The 19,015-nt window shown below is 43.9% G+C and carries 19 protein-coding genes; 10 read left to right on the plus strand and 9 right to left on the minus strand.

Features of this window, described 5'->3' with window-relative positions; genetic code table 11:
- Position 1 precedes the first annotated feature (1 nt).
- Both artQ and artM read left to right on the plus strand, forming a co-directional pair.
- A complete protein-coding gene (gene artQ, locus HGT73_RS06195) occupies positions 2 to 718 on the plus strand; it encodes an arginine ABC transporter permease ArtQ (RefSeq protein WP_214212797.1) in 717 nt (238 codons plus the stop codon).
- Positions 718 to 1,386: an arginine ABC transporter permease ArtM gene (gene artM, locus HGT73_RS06200; RefSeq protein ID WP_214212936.1), complete on the plus strand. Its 669-nt coding sequence runs from the start codon at positions 718 to 720 to the stop codon at positions 1,384 to 1,386. The genes artQ and artM overlap by 1 nt, the downstream gene beginning before the upstream one ends.
- 23 nt (positions 1,387 to 1,409) lie before the next feature.
- On the opposite strand, the gene rlmC is transcribed toward artM, so the two are convergent.
- Both rlmC and nfsA read right to left on the minus strand, forming a co-directional pair.
- Positions 1,410 to 2,537 (minus strand): 23S rRNA (uracil(747)-C(5))-methyltransferase RlmC, encoded by a 1,128-nt coding sequence (gene rlmC / locus HGT73_RS06205; RefSeq protein WP_214212798.1) that lies wholly within the window; start codon positions 2,535 to 2,537, stop codon positions 1,410 to 1,412.
- A gap of 86 nt (positions 2,538 to 2,623) precedes the next feature.
- Positions 2,624 to 3,346, minus strand: a complete 723-nt coding sequence (nfsA, locus tag HGT73_RS06210; protein WP_214212799.1) for an oxygen-insensitive NADPH nitroreductase — start codon at positions 3,344 to 3,346, stop codon at positions 2,624 to 2,626.
- A 169-nt stretch (positions 3,347 to 3,515) separates the two neighbouring features.
- Between nfsA and HGT73_RS06215 the strand changes: the two genes are divergently transcribed.
- From HGT73_RS06215 to ybjG, 3 genes are all read left to right on the plus strand, one after another.
- The gene (locus HGT73_RS06215) at positions 3,516 to 3,779 is read left to right on the plus strand and encodes a GrxA family glutaredoxin (protein ID WP_214212800.1); all 264 of its coding nucleotides are present in this window, start codon (positions 3,516 to 3,518) and stop codon (positions 3,777 to 3,779) included.
- Positions 3,780 to 3,966: 187 nt separating this feature from the next.
- Positions 3,967 to 5,649 carry an aspartate:alanine antiporter gene (locus HGT73_RS06220; RefSeq protein WP_214212801.1) on the plus strand — a complete coding sequence of 561 codons (1,683 nt, stop codon included), beginning with the start codon at positions 3,967 to 3,969 and terminating at the stop codon, positions 5,647 to 5,649.
- Positions 5,650 to 5,758: 109 nt separating this feature from the next.
- The gene (gene ybjG / locus HGT73_RS06225; protein ID WP_214212802.1) at positions 5,759 to 6,364 is read left to right on the plus strand and encodes an undecaprenyl-diphosphate phosphatase; all 606 of its coding nucleotides are present in this window, start codon (positions 5,759 to 5,761) and stop codon (positions 6,362 to 6,364) included.
- Positions 6,365 to 6,444: 80 nt separating this feature from the next.
- On the opposite strand, the gene HGT73_RS06230 is transcribed toward ybjG, so the two are convergent.
- On the minus strand, positions 6,445 to 7,638 hold the full coding sequence (locus tag HGT73_RS06230; RefSeq protein WP_214212803.1) for a serine hydrolase: 1,194 nt from the start codon (positions 7,636 to 7,638) through the stop codon (positions 6,445 to 6,447).
- A 192-nt stretch (positions 7,639 to 7,830) separates the two neighbouring features.
- Between HGT73_RS06230 and rimO the strand changes: the two genes are divergently transcribed.
- From rimO to moeB, 3 genes are all read left to right on the plus strand, one after another.
- Entirely contained in the window at positions 7,831 to 9,186 is a 1,356-nt protein-coding gene (gene rimO / locus HGT73_RS06235; RefSeq protein ID WP_214212804.1) for a 30S ribosomal protein S12 methylthiotransferase RimO, read from the plus strand.
- 145 nt (positions 9,187 to 9,331) lie between these two features.
- Positions 9,332 to 10,564 (plus strand): molybdopterin molybdotransferase MoeA, encoded by a 1,233-nt coding sequence (moeA, locus tag HGT73_RS06240; RefSeq protein ID WP_214212938.1) that lies wholly within the window; start codon positions 9,332 to 9,334, stop codon positions 10,562 to 10,564.
- The gene (gene moeB / locus HGT73_RS06245; RefSeq protein ID WP_214212805.1) at positions 10,561 to 11,328 is read left to right on the plus strand and encodes a molybdopterin-synthase adenylyltransferase MoeB; all 768 of its coding nucleotides are present in this window, start codon (positions 10,561 to 10,563) and stop codon (positions 11,326 to 11,328) included. Before moeA ends, moeB begins: the two co-directional genes overlap by 4 nt.
- 19 nt (positions 11,329 to 11,347) lie before the next feature.
- Here moeB and HGT73_RS06250 read toward each other — a convergent pair whose 3' ends face one another.
- The 4 genes from HGT73_RS06250 to ompX form a co-directional block, all read right to left on the minus strand.
- On the minus strand, positions 11,348 to 12,940 hold the full coding sequence (locus HGT73_RS06250) for an ABC-F family ATPase (RefSeq protein WP_214212806.1): 1,593 nt from the start codon (positions 12,938 to 12,940) through the stop codon (positions 11,348 to 11,350).
- A 184-nt stretch (positions 12,941 to 13,124) separates the two neighbouring features.
- Positions 13,125 to 13,523, minus strand: a complete 399-nt coding sequence (locus HGT73_RS06255) for an H-NS family histone-like protein (RefSeq protein ID WP_214212807.1) — start codon at positions 13,521 to 13,523, stop codon at positions 13,125 to 13,127.
- A 458-nt stretch (positions 13,524 to 13,981) separates the two neighbouring features.
- Positions 13,982 to 14,437, minus strand: coding sequence for a manganese-binding transcriptional regulator MntR (gene mntR, locus HGT73_RS06260; RefSeq protein ID WP_214212808.1), 456 nt, complete (start codon positions 14,435 to 14,437; stop codon positions 13,982 to 13,984).
- A gap of 355 nt (positions 14,438 to 14,792) precedes the next feature.
- Entirely contained in the window at positions 14,793 to 15,320 is a 528-nt protein-coding gene (gene ompX / locus HGT73_RS06265; RefSeq protein WP_214212809.1) for an outer membrane protein OmpX, read from the minus strand.
- 286 nt (positions 15,321 to 15,606) lie between these two features.
- On the opposite strand from ompX, the gene rhtA reads away from it, so the two are divergent.
- Positions 15,607 to 16,524, plus strand: a complete 918-nt coding sequence (gene rhtA, locus HGT73_RS06270; protein WP_214212810.1) for a threonine/homoserine exporter RhtA — start codon at positions 15,607 to 15,609, stop codon at positions 16,522 to 16,524.
- 109 nt (positions 16,525 to 16,633) lie between these two features.
- A complete protein-coding gene (gene dps, locus HGT73_RS06275; RefSeq protein ID WP_214212811.1) occupies positions 16,634 to 17,137 on the plus strand; it encodes a DNA starvation/stationary phase protection protein Dps in 504 nt (167 codons plus the stop codon).
- Between the two features lie 18 nt (positions 17,138 to 17,155).
- Here the strand turns inward: dps and rlmF are convergent, their stop codons facing one another.
- Together rlmF and ybiB are read right to left on the minus strand one after the other, a co-directional pair.
- The gene (gene rlmF / locus HGT73_RS06280) at positions 17,156 to 18,055 is read right to left on the minus strand and encodes a 23S rRNA (adenine(1618)-N(6))-methyltransferase RlmF (protein ID WP_241607049.1); all 900 of its coding nucleotides are present in this window, start codon (positions 18,053 to 18,055) and stop codon (positions 17,156 to 17,158) included.
- A complete protein-coding gene (gene ybiB, locus HGT73_RS06285; protein WP_214212813.1) occupies positions 18,055 to 19,014 on the minus strand; it encodes a DNA-binding protein YbiB in 960 nt (319 codons plus the stop codon). The genes rlmF and ybiB overlap by 1 nt, the downstream gene beginning before the upstream one ends.
- Between the last annotated feature and the right edge of the window lies 1 nt (position 19,015).

Genomic DNA, 19,015 nt, shown 5'->3' on the forward strand with positions numbered 1-19,015 from the left:
GATGAATGAATTACCTTATCTTATCAATGCCGGCGGGTTAACCGTCGGCCTTGCGCTTTGCGCGCTAGTGGTCGGCTTAACGCTGGCGATGCTTTTTGCCAGTTGGGAGTCTGTCTCCTGTAAACCTGTCGCTTGGCTAGGCAGTCTGCTGGTTATGGTGATCCGTGGTCTACCGGAAATTCTAGTTGTGTTAGGGGTCTACTATGGTTCATCACAACTCCTTTTGATGCTTTCAGATGGTATTGCGATTCCTCTAGGTATCACTACGCTTCATCTACATATGACCATCAGTAATTTTGATGTTAGCCCTTTTTTATGCGGTGTTATTGCTCTAGCACTTCTTTATTCAGCCTATGCCTCGCAAACCTTGCGTGGTGCCTTGCGAGCTGTTCCTCAAGGCCAACGTGAATCCGCCTATGCATTAGGTATGAGTCGGCGCTCAGTATTTTTTACTATTGTTATGCCTCAGATGTGGCGTCATGCTCTGCCAGGATTGGGCAATCAATGGTTAGTTTTACTTAAAGATACTGCTCTAGTCTCCTTGATTAGCGTGAATGACTTGATGTTGCAGACTAAAGGTATCGCCACACGTACAGAGCAGCCCTTTACTTGGTATCTCGTTGCTGCCGGTATCTATCTTGTGATTACATTGTTGAGTCAAGCAATACTCAGATTTGCTGAGCGCCGTGTCACGCGTTTTGAACTGGAGCAGCAATGATGAGTGATTATTTAGTCAAATTAAGTGCGGGGTTACCGGTCAGTCTGGGATTAACCGTCAGTGCTGCGATTATCGCGCTAATCATCGCGGTTATTCTTACAGTTTTGCTTGCTCTGCGCTATCGGGTCACCACTATGGTGATCCGCGGCTACCTAACGCTGTTTACCGGCACGCCGTTATTAGTACAAATATTTCTGATTTATTACGGGCCAGGTCAATTTCCAGCTTTACAGCACTCACCACTTCTTTGGTCGATACTTTCTCAACCTGCTTTCTGTGCAGTGGTTGCGTTATCATTAAACAGTGCCGCCTATACGACTCAGCTGCTTTATGGTGCGGTAAAAGCGATCCCCACTGGACAATGGCAAGCGTGTTACGCATTGGGAATGAGCAGAGGTGAAACGTTAAAAGTGTTACTCCCCTACGCCTTTAAACGCGCACTCTCTTCCTATTCAAATGAAGTCGTCCTTGTGTTCAAAAGTACCTCGTTAGCCTATACCATTACGCTTATGGACGTTATGGGTTTAAGCCAACAATTGTACGGTGGAACTTATGATGTCAATGTGTTTATTGCCGCCGGGGTGATCTATCTTTGTATCAATGCACTATTAACGTTATTGATGCGCGGCATCGAGTTTTATGCCCTACGCTTTGAGCGTCGTACCTAATCAATAAGTTGCCGCAAGGCAACTTATTGCTCGCGAAGTAACAGTGTAAGCACTTCGCTATGTGCGGTATGCGGAAACAGATCAAAAAGCTGTACCCGTTCGAGGCGATATCCCTTAAGTGTCACAATATCTTTAACTAAGGTTTCCGGATTACAGCTCGAATAAAGAATCGCAGCAGGCTTAACACTCATAATAAAATCACATAGTGTTTGCCCTATTCCCCGCCTTGGCGGATTAACCAGTAATACATCTGGCGCAGTAGTGTTGTCTAAGGCATAGCGGCTCGCGTCCAAAGCACGAAATTGTGTCTGAGTTAAGCCGAGTTTACTCGCAGAATCTCGCGCACAGGCAATCGCTTCTGGTGAAATCTCGATACCCGTTAAGTGGGTTTCAGGCCGTGCGCAATGTAAACCAAAGCCACCAACACCACAAAACAGATCCCATAACGTGTCGAGCTTAAGCGCCTGCGTCCATTCTTGGGCCGTGCGATAAAGCTTTGCCGCAACTTGGGGGTTGGTTTGAAAAAAACTCTGTGGTCGTATCCAAAGAGGGATTCCGTTAAACGTCTCCGCTAAAGCAGATGTCTGACTTAACATGATCTCCTGCTCCCCTTCCATAATCGCCATAGGTACCGGCTGGATATTAACTGAGATCACGGTTAATTGCGGTAAGCACTGTTGTAATTCTGGGAGCACTTTTTTCAATTGTGCGACTTTATTCTCTGAACGTAATACGAAACGCAACATCATGCCGCCTTGCGTACTTTCGGTCAGCAGTAAATATTTAAGTTCACCTTTACGCCGTGCAATGTGATAAGGAGTGAGACCTGCCTTCGCAATAAAGGGGAGTAATTGACGAAATACGGGTGCGAAGGTTGCCGGATAAAGCGGACAATCGATTAAATCGACACCTTCACCTTGCTGGTCAACAATACCAAGGATCGGTCTTTCAACAGAACCACTCACCACCATTTTTGCCTTATTACGAAAGCCCTGTTGTGCCGAAGGAACGGGAGGAAGCCACTCAGTGACCGGCACGTTAGTTAAGAGCTGTTCGATTCGCTGTTGCTTATCGGCAAGTTGTGTAGCGTATTCTTTGGGGAGCCATTGACAAGAGCGGCACTGACCCGCGTCATAGCGAGGGCAAAACATAGATTACCTGTGGCGATAGTGAGTGAGGGGCGCGCAGTATAGCATCGAAGCGGGATGAAATTCTATGCATCTCATCCCGCCTGTGGTTAGCGAGTGATCCAGCCTTGCTGTTGTAAAAAGGCTAACATATAGGGACGACTTTCTTTACTAATCATCCTTTCTACCATTTGACTCCATGTTTCATGGCGTGTTGCACTACTACGATGCTGGTAATAATCGAGCAGATGCTGATCATAAGCGGCCAAGGTTTCTGGCACTATGGCTTGATATTGATTCTCATGGACAAGCATAGAGAGTGGCATACGAGGCTTTAATTCAGGCTTATCCGCTGGCCACCCTAAACAAAGGCCAAATAGAGGGAGGACAAATTTTGGTAAGTCGAGAAGTTCACTGACTGCATGAGGGTGATTACGCAATCCACCAATGAACACCCCACCCAATCCGAGTGACTCTGCAGCCACCATGGCATTCTGTGCCAGCAATGCGGTATCGACACATCCTAAAATCAGCTGTTCAGCGTAGCCTAATTCTGCGCTTTCACTAATTTGTTGATGGCGATTAAAATCTGCACAAAGCACCCAGAATTCCGCCGCATCCTCAACCCAAGACTGATCTCCGGCAAGCTCAGCTAAGCGTTGGCGTTTTTCTTTGTCCGTAATCCTGACGACTGTTGCACACTGTAATAAACTTGAGGTTGATGCCGATTGCGCCGCTAATAAGATAGCTTCACGCTGCTCATCACTGATGGGTTCATCCGTATAATGCCGTATAGAACGGTGTGCACGCAGTAAATCGATGGTCGGTGTCATATTCACTCCGAATAAGTAAATAAAGAGAAGAGTATAGTCACTTATGGATAGGGCCACATCCCTTCCCCCTCACCGATTGTGCGAAATTCAGAGTTACTTCCCGTTACGGCTTCCAATATCTGCAGAGGAAAGGCATGATAAATCGTCCATTTTTATTGAAGGAGATATTATGTTTGTCGTTATTTTTGGTCGTCCTGGTTGCCCTTATTGTGTTCGTGCAAAAGAACTCGCCGATAAATTAAGCGGCGAGCGTGACGATTTTAGCTACCGCTATGTTGATATCCATGCCGAGGGGATCAGCAAAGAAGATTTATCTAAAAGCGCAGGTAAAACCGTCGAAACCGTCCCACAAATTTTTATTGACGAGGCGCATGTCGGTGGTTTTACCGAATTTGAAGCCTATGCCAAACAGCATCTGGGATTATATCAATAACCCTCTCGGGTACTGGGCATACCAGTACCCGCCACCCTACTGATTAAAATCGATTTTTCATCAAACATTCATAGCAGTTGTGCAAGTGAACGATTAGAATAAAGCCGTTTTTTTAGAATCGACACTCTGCTTGTCTCGCAGTCTGTCGGAATTGTTTCTTTTGACCCATTAAATGAAAAATTGACCCGTGAATATAAACGTTGCAAACCTTCTCAGTGCCAATGATGTCTTGCTTCTCTTCGTTGTACTCTCCCTCGGTATTTGTTTAGGTAAAATTCGTCTCGGCAGTATCCAGCTTGGTAGTTCAATTGGAGTTTTAGTCATATCGCTATTACTCGGAGAACAACACTATTCCATCGATACTAATGCGCTGAGCTTAGGGTTTATGCTGTTTATTTTCTGCGTGGGTATTGAAGCTGGGCCCAACTTTTTTTCTATTTTTTTTCGTGACGGAAAAAATTATTTGATGTTAGCACTGGTCATGGTTGGCAGCGCTCTGCTAATTGTCCTTGGCCTAGGCAAACTTTTCCATTGGGATATTGGTCTATCTGCAGGAGTATTAGCCGGTTCATTAACGTCTACACCTGTATTAGTGGGAGCGGGTGATACCTTAAGACAAGTGATTACCGATCCTCAAAAATTAGCCCTATTACAAGATAATCTCAGTTTAGGCTATGCGCTGACCTATTTAATCGGACTGGTCAGTTTAATTTTCGCCGCCCGCTATCTGCCTCGTCTACAACATCAAGATCTTCCTACCAGTGCCCAACAAATTGCGCGTGAGCGTGGCTTAGATGCAGACAGTCAGCGCAAAGTTTTTTTACCGGTTATTCGTGCTTATCGTGTCGGAAAAGAGTTAGTGGAATGGAGTGGGGGTAAAAATCTGCGTGAACTCGGTATTTACCGCCATACCGGTTGTTATATTGAGCGTATTCGACGCAACGGTATTTTAGCTAGTCCAGATGGTGATGCCGTGCTTCAAGAAGGCGATGATATCTCATTAGTCGGTTATCCTGATGCCCATGCTCGACTGGACCCAAGTTTTAGACATGGTAAAGAAGTGTTCGATCGTGATTTATTAGATATGCGTATTGTCACGGAAGAGATCGTGGTAAAAAACCATAACGCTGTCAATAAACGCTTAGGCAAACTACGACTGACCGACCACGGCTGTTTTTTAAACCGGGTCATTCGTAACCAGATTGAAATGCCAATTGATGACGATATCTTATTAAATAAAGGGGATATTCTCCAAGTCAGCGGTGAAACTCGTCGTGTAAAAAGTATTGCCGACCGTATTGGTTTCGTCGCTATCCATAGCCAAATGACTGACCTACTGGCCTTTTGCTCATTTTTTATTATCGGTTTAATGATCGGTATGGTCACATTCCAATTCAGTAATTTTGGCTTTGGAATTGGTAATGCAGCAGGCCTGCTATTTGCCGGTATTATGCTCGGTTTCTTACGTGCCAACCATCCTACCTTTGGTTATATCCCGCAAGGGGCACTCACTATGGTCAAAGAGTTTGGATTGCTGGTCTTTATGGCTGGCGTCGGTTTAAGTGCAGGTAGCGGACTGCATCATGGATTAGGTGAGAACGGTATCTCTATGCTGTTATGCGGAGTTGTCGTTAGCCTACTGCCTGTCGTGATATGTTATTTCTTTGGCGCTTATGTCTTACGAATGAACCGAGCCATGTTATTTGGTGCCTTGATGGGTGCCAGAACCTGTGCACCGGCATTAGAAATTATCAGTGATACCGCACGAAGTAGTATCCCTGCACTAGGCTATGCGGGGACCTATGCAATTGCCAACGTTATCTTAACCTTAGCGGGTACCTTAGTAGTCATGCTGTGGCCGGGTGGATGATGCGCTCAGTAATAAGTTGAGACGATTCGCAATGACTGAAAAAGATTAATTATACTAATATTCGGAATTAACATTTAATGCTTTTTCATTACTCAGGATATTTTTTGCCATGGAGCAATTGAATACACAGCTTTTTTTATGGCTGAACGCAACACCAGATTCCCCGCGCTGGTTAATTAATCTTGCGATCATTTTAGCTAAAGATGTTATTGGTATCATCCCGCTGGTCGTCGTATGTTTATGGCTGTGGTCGCCAAAAAACTTAATCGAGTCTCGTCGGGAGCTTGTGTTAAAAACGATTACAGCGCTACTGTATGCGATCATCTTCTCGTCAATTATCGGCGTGCTGTACCCGCATCCACGCCCCTTCGCGATCGGGCTGGGCTACCAATGGATAAACCATTCCCCGGATACGTCCTATCCGAGTGATCATGGCACCTTTATTTTTACCTTTAGCTTAGCGTTTATGTGCTGGCACCGCCTCTGGTCTGGCCTTGTTCTATTAGTTATCGGTATGCTTATTGCGTGGTCACGTATCTATCTTGGCGTGCATTGGCCTCTAGATATGTTGGGCGGGCTATTGGTGGGGATGATCGGTTGCTTAACCGCGCAATTTGGCTGGAAATTCTATGGTAACGCGCTACTGAACATTGTGCATAAGCTCTATCGTCAGTTATTCGCTCTGCCGATCCGACGCGGTTGGACTCAACATTAATTACCCTTGATTAAAAGGCCCCAGAGATAGAAATCTATCTTTTGGGGCCAAGATTTAATTAGCTAGACATCAACAATCTGCTAGAACCATTTTGAAAACAACGAAGAAATATGTATCCAGACATAATCAAGGAAACGACTAAAGATCCCGCCCTCTTTCACATCTTCCAATACCACTAACGGCTTCTGATCAACCACTTTACCATTAATTTGGAAATTAACTTGGCCAACCACTTGTCCAGCCGTTAGCGGCGCAGAAAGTTGCGTTTGCGTTAATGTGTAATCAGCTTTCAAGGCATTCACTTGACCTTTCGGTACTGTCACCGAGGCATTATTGATCACCCCTAGTGGCACTTCTTTAACATCGCCAAACCAGACTTTTGCCTGTACAAACGGTTTACCCTCTTTAATCGGCGAGAGTGTCTCAAAGTTTTGGAATCCCCAATTTAAGAGCTTCTCGCTTTCACGAAAACGAATGGCATCGGTGTTCGCGCCCAAGACAACAGAAATCAGGCGCATATTACCAGACGTCGCTGAAGCCACTAAGTTATTCCCGGCACCCGATGTATAACCCGTTTTAATGCCATCGACATTAAGCGATGAGCTCCACAGTAAGCGGTTACGGTTAGGTTGACGAATATTGTTGAAACTAAACTCTTTCTCTTTGTTCAGGCTATATTCTTCGGGAACATCTCGAATCAATGCCTGACCGATTAAGGCCATGTCACGTGCGGTACTGTATTGACCCGGTTCATCTAAACCATGCACCGTAGTGAAATGGGTATTAGTAAGACCCAATTTTTTGACGTAGTTGTTCATTAGGCCAATAAAAGTCTCTTGGCTACCGGCGACATAATCGGCTAAAGCGATACAGGCATCATTGCCTGATTGGATAACAATCCCGCGATTTAAATCGGCAACGGTGACCTGTGAACCGGGTTTAAGAAACATCACCGACGATCCACGAAGTTTAGGATTTCCTGTCGCCCAAGCATCCTGACCAATAGTGACATTATCCGTAGATTTGATTTTACCGCTTTTCAGAGCTTGACCCACCACGTAGCTGGTCATCATTTTGGTCAAACTTGCCGGATCTAATCGATCATCAGCATGGGATTCAGTGAGCACCTTGCCACTGTCATAATCCATTAAAATCCATGCCTTAGCATCAACTTGAGGGGCATTAGGTTGAGAATCTGCAAAAGCAATGCAGGGGAAAAGTACTACTGCAATGAATACCGGTCGTAGGGATGTCGACAACTTTAATGGGCGCATTATTTTTTACTCAGTCCTAATTTAACTCGTTGAAAATGAGAATATCCTGCCAGAGTGTTGGTATCTACTGTGGATTTAGAATATTTACAATTTTTTTGCCTCGACGAAATAAATACGCTCCTGCGCTATCACTTTCTTAAGGAGTGGATTAAAATCGCGCGCTGCTGCTCTGTTAATACTGGAATATAAGTTATGTCGACCCTATTAGATAATAATAATCACCCAAGCACTGAAAATACGACGCCAAAAATTGGCTTTCTTTCACTAGGATGCCCAAAAAACCTGGTTGACTCAGAACGGATTTTAACCGAACTGCGTACCGAAGGTTATGATGTTGTTCCTAGCTATGATGACGCCGATCTGGTTATCGTCAACACCTGTGGATTTATCGATAGTGCGGTTCAAGAGTCGCTTGAAGCTATCGGTGAAGCACTCAATGAGAACGGCAAAGTCATTGTTACCGGTTGCTTGGGTGCACGCGAAGACCAGATCCGTGAAGTTCATCCTAAGGTATTAGAAATCACGGGTCCTCATAGCTATGAGCAAGTTCTGAGCCATGTTCATCATTATGTGCCGAAGCCTGTACATAACCCATTCCTCTCTTTAACACCAGCACAAGGCGTAAAATTAACGCCAAAACATTATGCTTATTTAAAAATCTCTGAAGGCTGCAATCACCGATGCACTTTTTGTATCATCCCTTCCATGCGCGGTGATTTAGATAGCCGCGAAATCGGCTCAGTGTTGGATGAAGCAAAACGTCTCGTGGCAGCTGGCGTCAGAGAGTTACTCGTTATTTCACAAGACACTTCTGCCTATGGCGTTGATGTCAAACACCGTACTGGCTTTTGGAATGGATCGCCGGTAAAAACCAGTATGGTCAGTTTGTGCGAACAACTGGCTAAACTGGGTGTTTGGGTCAGACTGCACTATGTCTACCCTTATCCGCACGTTGATGATGTTATTCCGCTGATGGCGGAAGGTAAAATTTTACCTTATTTAGACATTCCTCTACAGCATGCCAGTCCCAAGATCCTAAAACTGATGAAGCGCCCGGGTGCTGTTGAACGTACCTTAGAACGTATTAAACGCTGGCGTGAGATTTGCCCAGAGCTAACACTTCGCTCGACTTTTATTGTCGGTTTTCCGGGTGAAACGGAAGAAGATTTTTCACTTTTATTAGATTTTATTCGTGAAGCACGACTCGACCGTGTCGGTTGTTTCAAATACAGCCCAGTAGAAGGTGCCGCTGCGAATGAGCTCGCCGATCCCGTTCCTGAAGCGATTCAAGAAGAGCGTTATCACCGTTTTATGCAGCTTCAACAGCAAATATCAGCTGAACGTCTGCAAGAAAAAATGGGTAAAACGATCGCGGTAATTATTGATGAAGTCGATGAAGAAGGTGCGATTGGCCGTAGTATGGCTGATGCACCGGAGATCGATGGTTCGGTGTATCTAAATGGCCATACTTCCCTCAAAGTCGGTGAAATCATCAAAGCCACTGTTACCCATGCTGATGAATATGATCTGTGGGCTGAGGCACTCTAACTTTTTGTCTTCCCTTCAAGGGTAAATAACTCCTTCCCCTTACTGCTCAAGGTAAGGGGGACTACATAAATTCACTTCTCTCATCGTTATAAACTAATGTAACCTATTATTCTACCGTGCATTACTCAACATTATTGGAGTTATGATGGAACCCTTTACGACTGAACTTTTATCAGTAGAAGCCGCTCAAGCATTACTGATACGTGATTGTCATCCGCTGGATGAGTCGATAACTCTCCCCATCAATGAAGCCCTCGGTCGTGTGACGGCTGAACCTATTGTCTCTCCTATCAACGTCCCTGGTTTTGATAATTCGGCGATGGATGGCTACGCCTTACGCCTTGCAGACAGTCAATTGCCGCAGCCTTTACCTATCGCAGGGCAATCCTTTGCGGGTAAACCTTATTCTGGTTCATTACCCGAAGGTCACGCTATTCACATTATGACGGGTGCCGCGATCCCACAAGGCTGTGATGCGGTCATCATGCAAGAATATACGGTTAACGAAGCAGGTGGCATTAGACTGACGGCCGATGTCAAAGCCGGACAAAACATCCGTCGTGTCGGTGAAGATGTTCAGCAAGGCCAGTTAGTGCTTGAAGCCGGCGTGCGTCTTAGAGTTAAAGACCTACCACTTTTAGCCTCACTCGGTATTAGCCATATAAAAGTAAAACGTCAATTACGTGTCGCAATTTTTTCAACGGGTGACGAGTTAGTCTCACCAGGAACGCCTCTTGCGGCGGGTCAAATTTACGACACTAATCGTTTTGCTATTCATCTTATGTTGCAGCGGTTAGGGTGTCAGGTCATCGACCTTGAGATTATTCCTGATGATAAAGCTCAGCTAATAGCAGCATTTCAGCAGGCGAATCAGCAGGCAGATCTGGTGATCAGTACGGGAGGCGTTTCAGTCGGAGCTGCTGACTATACAAAAGAGGTACTTACCGAATACGGGAATATTACTTTTTGGAAGTTAGCGATGAAACCCGGTAAGCCTTTCGCTTTCGGCCAATTACCTAACAGCTTATTTTGTGGCCTTCCCGGCAATCCGGTATCCGCTGTGGTGACCTTTTGTCAATTAGTCTATCCGATGATCCATCGCCTGCAAGGCATTGATACGCTTCCGTTCATAACGCAGAGCGCAACGCTGAATGATCCCATTTATAGGCAGCCAGGACGGAGTGAATTTCAACGTGGTTTTTTCTTTTACCAGCAAGGTAAGCTATGCGTTACGGCTGACACAAAACAAGGTTCTCATATGTTTAGCACCTTTAGTCATGCCAATTGCTTTATTTGTATTGAGCGAGAAAGAGGAACAATTGAACGAGGCGAATCGGTCACTGTACAGCCCTTCCCAGACTTTTTAGAGGGGGTATGATGGCCTTTTCCGATAACGCATTACTGCGCTATGATCGTCAAATTACGCTAAAAGACTTTGATATAGAGAAGCAGCAACGATTAGCCGATGCAAAAGTAATGATTATCGGGGTCGGTGGGTTAGGCTGTGCGGTTGCGACCTATTTGGCATCAAGTGGGGTTGGCCAACTCACGTTAGTCGATCCCGATACAGTCAGTCTTTCTAATTTACCCCGCCAGATACTATTTAGTGAGAGCGATTGTGGAAAAGCAAAAGTGGATGTCGCACGCCAACAATTGGCTTTACGTAACAGCGCCTGTCAATATCTCACGCTACAAGCCTATGTCGATGATTCAATTATCTGGCAACAGAGATTTATCCAACAAGATATCATCATTGATTGCACTGATCACCTCCTGAGCCGACAACAGATTAATCGTCTTTGTTTTACGACGGCAATCCCCTTAATTTCAGCCGGTGCAATACGGATGGAAGGTTACGTGATGAGTTTTACCTGGCAACAGAATGAACCTTGTTATGAATGTTTGAGTCATTTGTTCGGTGAAAGCACAGGAAGTTGTGTTGAGAACGGAGTGATGGCCCCTCTAACAGGGGTCGTAGGCAGCTTACAAGCCATGGAAGCCTTACGCTATCTCACCAACTATGGCTGTCGAACACCAGGGCAATTCTTGCTTTATGATGCCATGAACTTTAGTTTCACTACCCTGAAGGTCAGGCAGAATCCAAACTGTAAGATTTGTGCCCAACCTCAGAGTAAAGACTGACGTTAGGCACAGTCGGTAATTAGTTTATACCTTGGGAATTTAAGTAATCTTCATAATTACCGGTAAAGTCACTGACTTTTCCGGGTTTAATTTCTAAAACGCGTGTCGCCAAAGAGCTTACAAACTCACGGTCATGCGAAACAAAGATCAGTGTCCCTTCAAACATCTCTAAAGCCATATTGAGCGATTCAATAGACTCCATATCCAAGTGGTTAGTCGGCTCATCCATAATTAAAATGTTAGGCCTTTGCATCATCAATTTACCAAAAAGCATCCGCCCTTTTTCTCCCCCGGAGAGAACTTTTGCTGGTTTTTTAATGTCATCTTGGCTAAATAACAATCGTCCTAGAATACTTCTTACCGCTTGTTCATCATCACCGGATTGCTTCCATTGGCTCATCCAGTCAAATACCGTTAAATCATTGGCGAATTCATATTCATGATCCTGAGCATAATAACCGATGGCTGCATTTTCAGACCATTTAACGCTACCACTCTCAGGTGTTAATTCGCCAACCAAGGTTTTTAATAAGGTTGTTTTACCGATACCGTTAGCACCGATAATCGCTAATTTTTCACCGACTTCTAAAAGAAGGCTTAATTTAGAAAATAGCGGACCATTATCAAAACCCTTAGTCAGAGCTTCAACTTCTAACGCATTACGAAATAGTTTTTTATCTTGTTCAAAACGTATAAAAGGATTTTGTCGACTCGATGCTTTGACTTCATCAAGTTTAATTTTATCGATCTGTTTAGCACGCGAGGTCGCCTGACGAGATTTAGAGGCATTCGCACTAAAACGACTGACGAAAGATTGTAATTCAGCAATTTGCGCTTTCTTCTTAGCATTATCTGAAAGTAGCCGTTCTCTCGACTGCGTAGCCGCAGTCATGTACTCATCATAATTACCCGGATAGACGCGGATTTCACCATAATCTAAATCGGCCATGTGTGTACATACCATATTTAAGAAATGGCGGTCATGCGAAATAATAACCATCGTACTATCGCGATCATTCAGCGTTTGTTCTAACCAGCGAATAGTATCGATATCAAGGTTGTTCGTTGGCTCATCAAGTAACAAAATGTCAGGATTAGAAAATAGCGCTTGTGCAAGTAATACACGTAATTTCCAACCCGGTGCTACTTCACTCATCGGCCCATAATGTAGGCCAACATCAATGCCTACACCCAGTAACAATTCGCCGGCACGTGCTTCGGCGCTGTAACCATCCATTTCGCCGTACAAAACCTCAAGATCTGCGACCTTATACCCTTCTTCTTCACTCATTTCAGGTAACGCGTAGATACGGTCTCTTTCTTGTTTTATTTGCCACAATTCATCGTGGCCCATGATGACAGTATCTAACACGCTGAACGCTTCAAAGGCGAATTGATCTTGGCGTAGCTTACCAATACGCTCATTAGTCTCTAACGCAACATTACCCGCCGTAGGTTGTAAATCACGTCCCAAAATTTTCATAAAGGTCGACTTACCGCTACCATTCGCGCCAATTAAGCCGTAGCGATTACCACCGCCAAATTTCACAGAAATATTTTCAAATAGTGGTTTACTACCAAATTGCATGGTTACGTTATTGGTTACTAACACGGTTAAGCCTTTTAATTAATGGGGTTTTGTACTGATAGAGAATGATTTGACGAAAGTTGTTTCTGTCGGATCACATCACAAGGTGAAATATTATAACTCATCTAGGGCAATTCTTTGTACAGCGCAAAAGGAAAAGTAATAAAAAAAAACCAGCAAACGCTGGTTTTTTTAAGAGCAGTCAACCCTAGATTAAAAAGCTATCTAATGATTTACCTTCATCAAGCGCTTTTTTGATTGCAGCAGGTGTACGACCTTGACCTGTCCACGATTTTTTCTCGCCATTCTCATCAGTATAAGCATATTTAGCTGGACGAGGCGCGCGCTTGGTGCGTTTTTTACCTGTTTCGGTTGCCCCTAATAATTCGCTCGGGTCAATACCTTCAGCGGCTAATAATTCACGGTATTTAGAGAGCTTTTCTGCTTTCTCGCGGTTTAATGCTTCTTCAGCTTCAATTTCTTCACGACGTTCTGTGACAACGGTCGTTAATTTTTCTAAAATTTCTTCTAAATCTGTTAACTCAACTTCACGAGCTTGAGCACGTAGTGTACGGATATTGTTCAGTAATTTAAAAATGTCGCTCATTATTTTTCCCTTTCTATAATTTTAAAATTTTCTATATAGGTAAGATTACCCAATTTATTTAAGAAAATAAATAGCAATTTTTAAAAAAGTAATTTTAGAATAATTCCTTGCTTATAGTAAGGATTGCTGACGAATTCATTACAAATCCATTACTTTGGGCCTTAAAGCATTAAAAGGTATTAATAAGACACAACAATTTCATTTATTAAATGAAAGAACCAGTTTCAGAAAAGTCTGGTACTGATTCCATTCTCTATTTGTGATTTGGCTATTCTCTTATTGTGTAACGAAGATAGCATTAATTAACACATGCTCAGTTATAACGAATTAGAATCTAATATAAATTTTGATAATGAAAGAATGATAATGTCTACTTATGTTAAAAAAATAATTAATTAAAGGTAGCTATAACAGCACTAACTATAAGGTTATCAGTTGTGAAATGCGCTTAAAAAAAGTCATTTTTTATTAATAAGTTTTTTAAATACTGCAAGTGTCTCATCGCTAACATGATGCTCGATACCTTCTGCATCACAATGTGCAACTTCCGGTGAAATGCCTAGACTTAATAAAAACTCTTCAACGATAGCGTGGCGTTCTCGGCTTTGCTGGGCAAGACTTTCCCCTTCCTGTGTCAGAAATACTCCACGGTAGGGAATTTGCTGAATTAATCCTGCCGCTGCTAACCGTTTGAGCATTTTTGCAACAGTAGGTTGAGAAACCCCCAAACGCGCTGCCATATCGACTTGTCGTACTTCACCAAACTGATGAATTAAATCTGAGATTAATTCAAGATAGTCGTCGATTAATTCACGTCGATGGGCTTCTCGGACCTGTTTAAAACCTTCTACATGATCTTCAAGATCTTTTATCGGACCAATCGTTGATTTTACACGAGCATTTGGGTGATTCATTGGTGTTCCTTACTGAAGGTCAATGTCGAACGTGGCCACTATCTTAAACGAGATGAAGTCAAGCTCAACCCTTTTTCTCTACATAGCATTAGCTAAAAAGTATAGCCTGTGCTATAAAAAAGACAGGAGCATTCGTTCATCGTTTTATGTCACTGAGGGGAGTCGCCATGAATAGTAAAGAGACGTCACTGCAAACACCCCATCGAACCACATCTTCGATATTATCCCGACAATTTTTCGATTTTGCTTGTTCAAGTCCGTTCCAACTACGTTTACTATTTTTCAAGCGACTTGGACAATTTTTTGTTAGATAAAAAAAAACGACCCATATGGGTCGTTTTTTAGATGGGTACAATTAGAAGCTGTAACCAACACCTGCGATCCAGGTACCAACGTCAACGTTACGGATACGGCTTTGCTCGTAACCAACGTCAAGTGCAACGTTTTCCCAAGGATTGAATTGCAGACCAGCACCGTAAGCAACGCCAACATCGCTGTTGCTTTTGCTATTGTAGCCCGCAGCACCGTGACCTTCGGCGTTGTTTTGAACGCGTCCGATACCGATACCCACTACACCGTAGATGCTTGCCCAGTCGTTAAGACGGTATGCTGGACCTGCAGTGATACCGTAGTATTGACCTTTACGATAGTCGTTAACATCTCTGTTAGCGTCTTTTTCAGTGTAAGTGAATGAAGTGATCCAACCTAATGGGTTTGACTCATCTTCGTAGCGATACTTTAAGTTGAAACCGTTAGCTTTGTTTAAAACACCTTGGTAATCGCTTTGTGCGTAACCACCAGTAACGGTGCTTTTAGCCATTGCAGAACCTGCAGAAACGGCGAGTAAACAAGCTAAAGCTGAAAGACATGCAATTTTTTTCATAATAACCTCAATGTGAAATTACTTTTATTTTTACTGACAACAGTTGAAATATAACAAAAAAAAGTAAGAAACTCTGCCCGAATTTTGTTGTCCAACCCCGTGCAACATGTAACATAACGTGTACAAACCACCTTATCTATATGATTATTATAGATAAAATAGTAAAAAAACACCGCGTATTTTTTTTATAAAATAATAAATCTTTAAGCATATTCTGAATCTCTGTAGCTATTTCTTCACGTTTCAATACAATTCGTCTTTATCATTCCACCATTAAGAGCTATCCATGGGCAATCAACATAAAGGATCTGCATCGGTATTTTATCCCATCGGACTCCTACTCATTGCGATGTTTACGCTGCAAGGAGCCGCCTCATTAGCAAAGTCACTCTTTAGCGAAGTCGGCGCACCGGGTGTTGCAGCGTTAAGATTAGGCTTATCGACCATTATGCTGTGGGTAATGTTTAAACCTTGGCGACTACACTTTTCTGCTGAACAGCGTCGACCATTAGTCTTTTATGGACTGGCTTTAGGTGGCATGAATTTTCTTTTTTATATGGCACTCAAAACTATTCCCTTAGGGATCGGGGTCGCATTGGAATTTATTGGGCCTTTAACACTCGCGCTCGCGAATTCGCGTAAAGTCACCGATTTCGTTTGGATTATCATCGCTGTCAGCGGGTTATGGTTATTGCTTCCTGTACACGGTGGGTCAAACAATATCGACCCCTTAGGGGCGTTCTTCGCGTTAGCCGCCGGGGCATGCTGGGCAATCTACATTATCTTTGGACAAAAAGCGGGTGCAGAACATGGTGCAGCAACGGTTGCCGTCGGGTCGCTCGTTGCATCAATCGTTTTTGTCCCAACCGGCTTAGCCATGGCTGCCCCAGGGATCTGGCATTGGTCTATTCTACCTGTCGGTTTACTGGTGGCTTTACTCTCAAACGCTATTCCTTATTCACTTGAGATGATGGCATTAACCCGCGTCCCCGCGAGAGTTTTTGGGACACTGATGAGTATGGAACCGGCTGTTGCGGCATTCTCCGGTTTTCTCTTTCTCCATGAGCATCTTTCCCCCGTCCAACTTTTAGGGTTGTTCGCTATCATTTTAGCTTCTGCAGGATCGGCATTGACGATGAAGCCGAAACAACCTCGAATTAAACGCATTAAGATTAAGAAAAAAAATCGTTCTCATTCGGGTTAAAGATTTCAGTCTATATAACTAATAGGCCATGCCTTAATGCAGATTGCTAAAGCCCTGCTATACTGATAGCAGATGATTTAATTAGATGCATAACAAGAAGGAATTTTTCATGAGTACTGCAAAACTTGTTAAAACCAATAACGCCGATCTCCTTTATACTCGCAACGACGTTTCTGACGAAGATAAAACGGCCACGATTCAGTTACTGAACAAAATTGTCGTTGAACTGATCGATCTATCACTGATCACTAAACAAGCACACTGGAATATGCGTGGCGCGAACTTCATCGGTGTTCACGAAATGTTGGATGGTTTCCGTACCGCTATCACCGAACATCAGGATAATGTGGCAGAACGTGCAGTACAATTAGGTGGTGTTGCGTTAGGTACCACACAAGTTGTGAACGACAAAACCCCATTAAAAAGCTACCCACTCAATATTCATACCGTTCAAGATCATCTTCATGCACTGGCTGAACGCTATGCGATCGTCGCCAATGATGTCCGTAAAGCCATCACTGATGTGAATGACGAAGATACTGCTGATATCTTTACTGCTGCATCACGTGATTTAGATAAATTCTTATGGTTTATCGAAGCTAACATCGCATAATGAAAGACCGAAGCCAGCTTATGCTGGCTTCATTAATACCTTTCTCTGCTGCTTATTATAAAAGCTCCACACCAGCAAACGACTCTTCTTATTCCCCTGTCCCATCTCTATCTGTCTAATGACTGGAATACCTTGCCGTTTTAATTCCTTTTTAAGAGGCTCTAAATTCTGCTGCTTAGCCACTAACGTAGTGAACCATAAGACTTGATGGTGAAAAGAGACACTCTCTTCAATCATTGTAGTAATAAAGCCCGTCTCGCCCCCCTCACACCAAAGCTCATGGTGGCGACCAGCAAAATTAAGTTGATGTGTGTTGAGACCTAATTGGGTATTTTTTCGTGCTGTTCCTTGTGCAGCTGAGTTAGCCGAGTCGTGGAACGGAGGATTACACATCGTCGCATGATAAAATTCGTTAGGTTGGATAATTCCCTCAAAAATTTTACCGGGCTGCTTTTGCCGACGTAACCGAATCGACCTGTTTAAATGTGGGTTTGCGGCAATGATATTTTGCGCAGCACGAATCGATTCCGCTTGCGTATCGCTTCCGGTAAAACGCCAACCATATTCCGCATGCCCCAGTAGCGGATAAATACAGTTTGCTCCACAACCAATATCCAGAATACTCATTTGTGGTCCGGTATAGGCCACATTATCCTCAGCTAAACAATCGGCTAAGTGATGAATATAATCTGCCCTACCTGGGATAGGTGGACAAAGATGATCATCAGCAAGCTCCCAGCGAAGCTGATACCAATAATAAAGCAACGCCTTGTTCAGGAGTTTCACGGCCTGCGGTTGACTAAAATCGAGGCTGAGCTTCCCAGTCGGCGTAAAGATTGACCACTGTTCTAATTGGGGTTCTACTTTAAATAGGGCAGCTAAGTCGTAGTGGCCTTGATAACGATTTCGAGGGTGCATTAGTAACCTTGTTCCGTCAGCCATGTACGCGCTTCAGCCAGTGATGTCATACGGCCACAGGCCACCAAGCAGCCGATAATTTGCTCACGAAGAGGCAATGGCACCGGGCATTTCTGATCGAGGACATCTTGTGTCCACGTCACCGTTGTCGCAATTTCTTTGTTCTCTGCCAAAGGCGTTTGGGCGGGTAAACCTCGGGACACTATTTCCGTAATCGTATTCTTTTCATTATCAACGTATTGTATCGCGGAAGGACGCAGGGGATTAAGGTAAACCTCTCCCTCACAACCATTGGATACTAACGCTTTAGCCTGAATATCGAGAAAAAATTGCGTCACTTTTGGTAAATATTCTGGATGAGAAACGCTGGTCAGTCTCACACCGGAATCGGCAGTAAAGGGAGAAATTAACTTAGCCAAGGTGTGGGCACTATTGCGTAAGCCTAAATGCCAACGAAGGTCTAACTGCTTAGCCAGTGGAGGACACAACTTATCAATGGTCATAAAGGTGAATCCATTATCGACAATTTGTTGATAAGCCTGTTGATGATCCTGAGCTGGAAAAATCCCCATCGCTGCCAAAATTTCCGCCGTCGTGACTCGCGTTAGGTCATGATGAATTCCATGAAGAAACACCTTCACACCTAGTTTTTTCAGTAATAGTGCCAATAACGGTGTTACATTAGCTTGGCGACGCGCCCCATTATAGCTTGGAATGATAAGGGTGTGTGTCAACCCTGCCCATTGAGGGAGAAAAGCCTCCAGCGCACGGTAGAAGCCAAGTAGCTCCTCTTCCCCCTCACCTTTAATCCGTAGGGCAATTAAGATCGCGCCTAAAGAGAGGTCGTCCACTTCATCGGCTAATATCGCGCGATACAAGAATGTGGCATTGTCCTGATCAAGATGACGCGCATGGAGCTTGCCGCGCCCAATTTCTTTAATAATCTGTTTGATATCCATA

This window comes from Rosenbergiella australiborealis (assembly GCF_018494035.1).
Lineage (GTDB): Bacteria > Pseudomonadota > Gammaproteobacteria > Enterobacterales > Enterobacteriaceae > Rosenbergiella > Rosenbergiella australiborealis.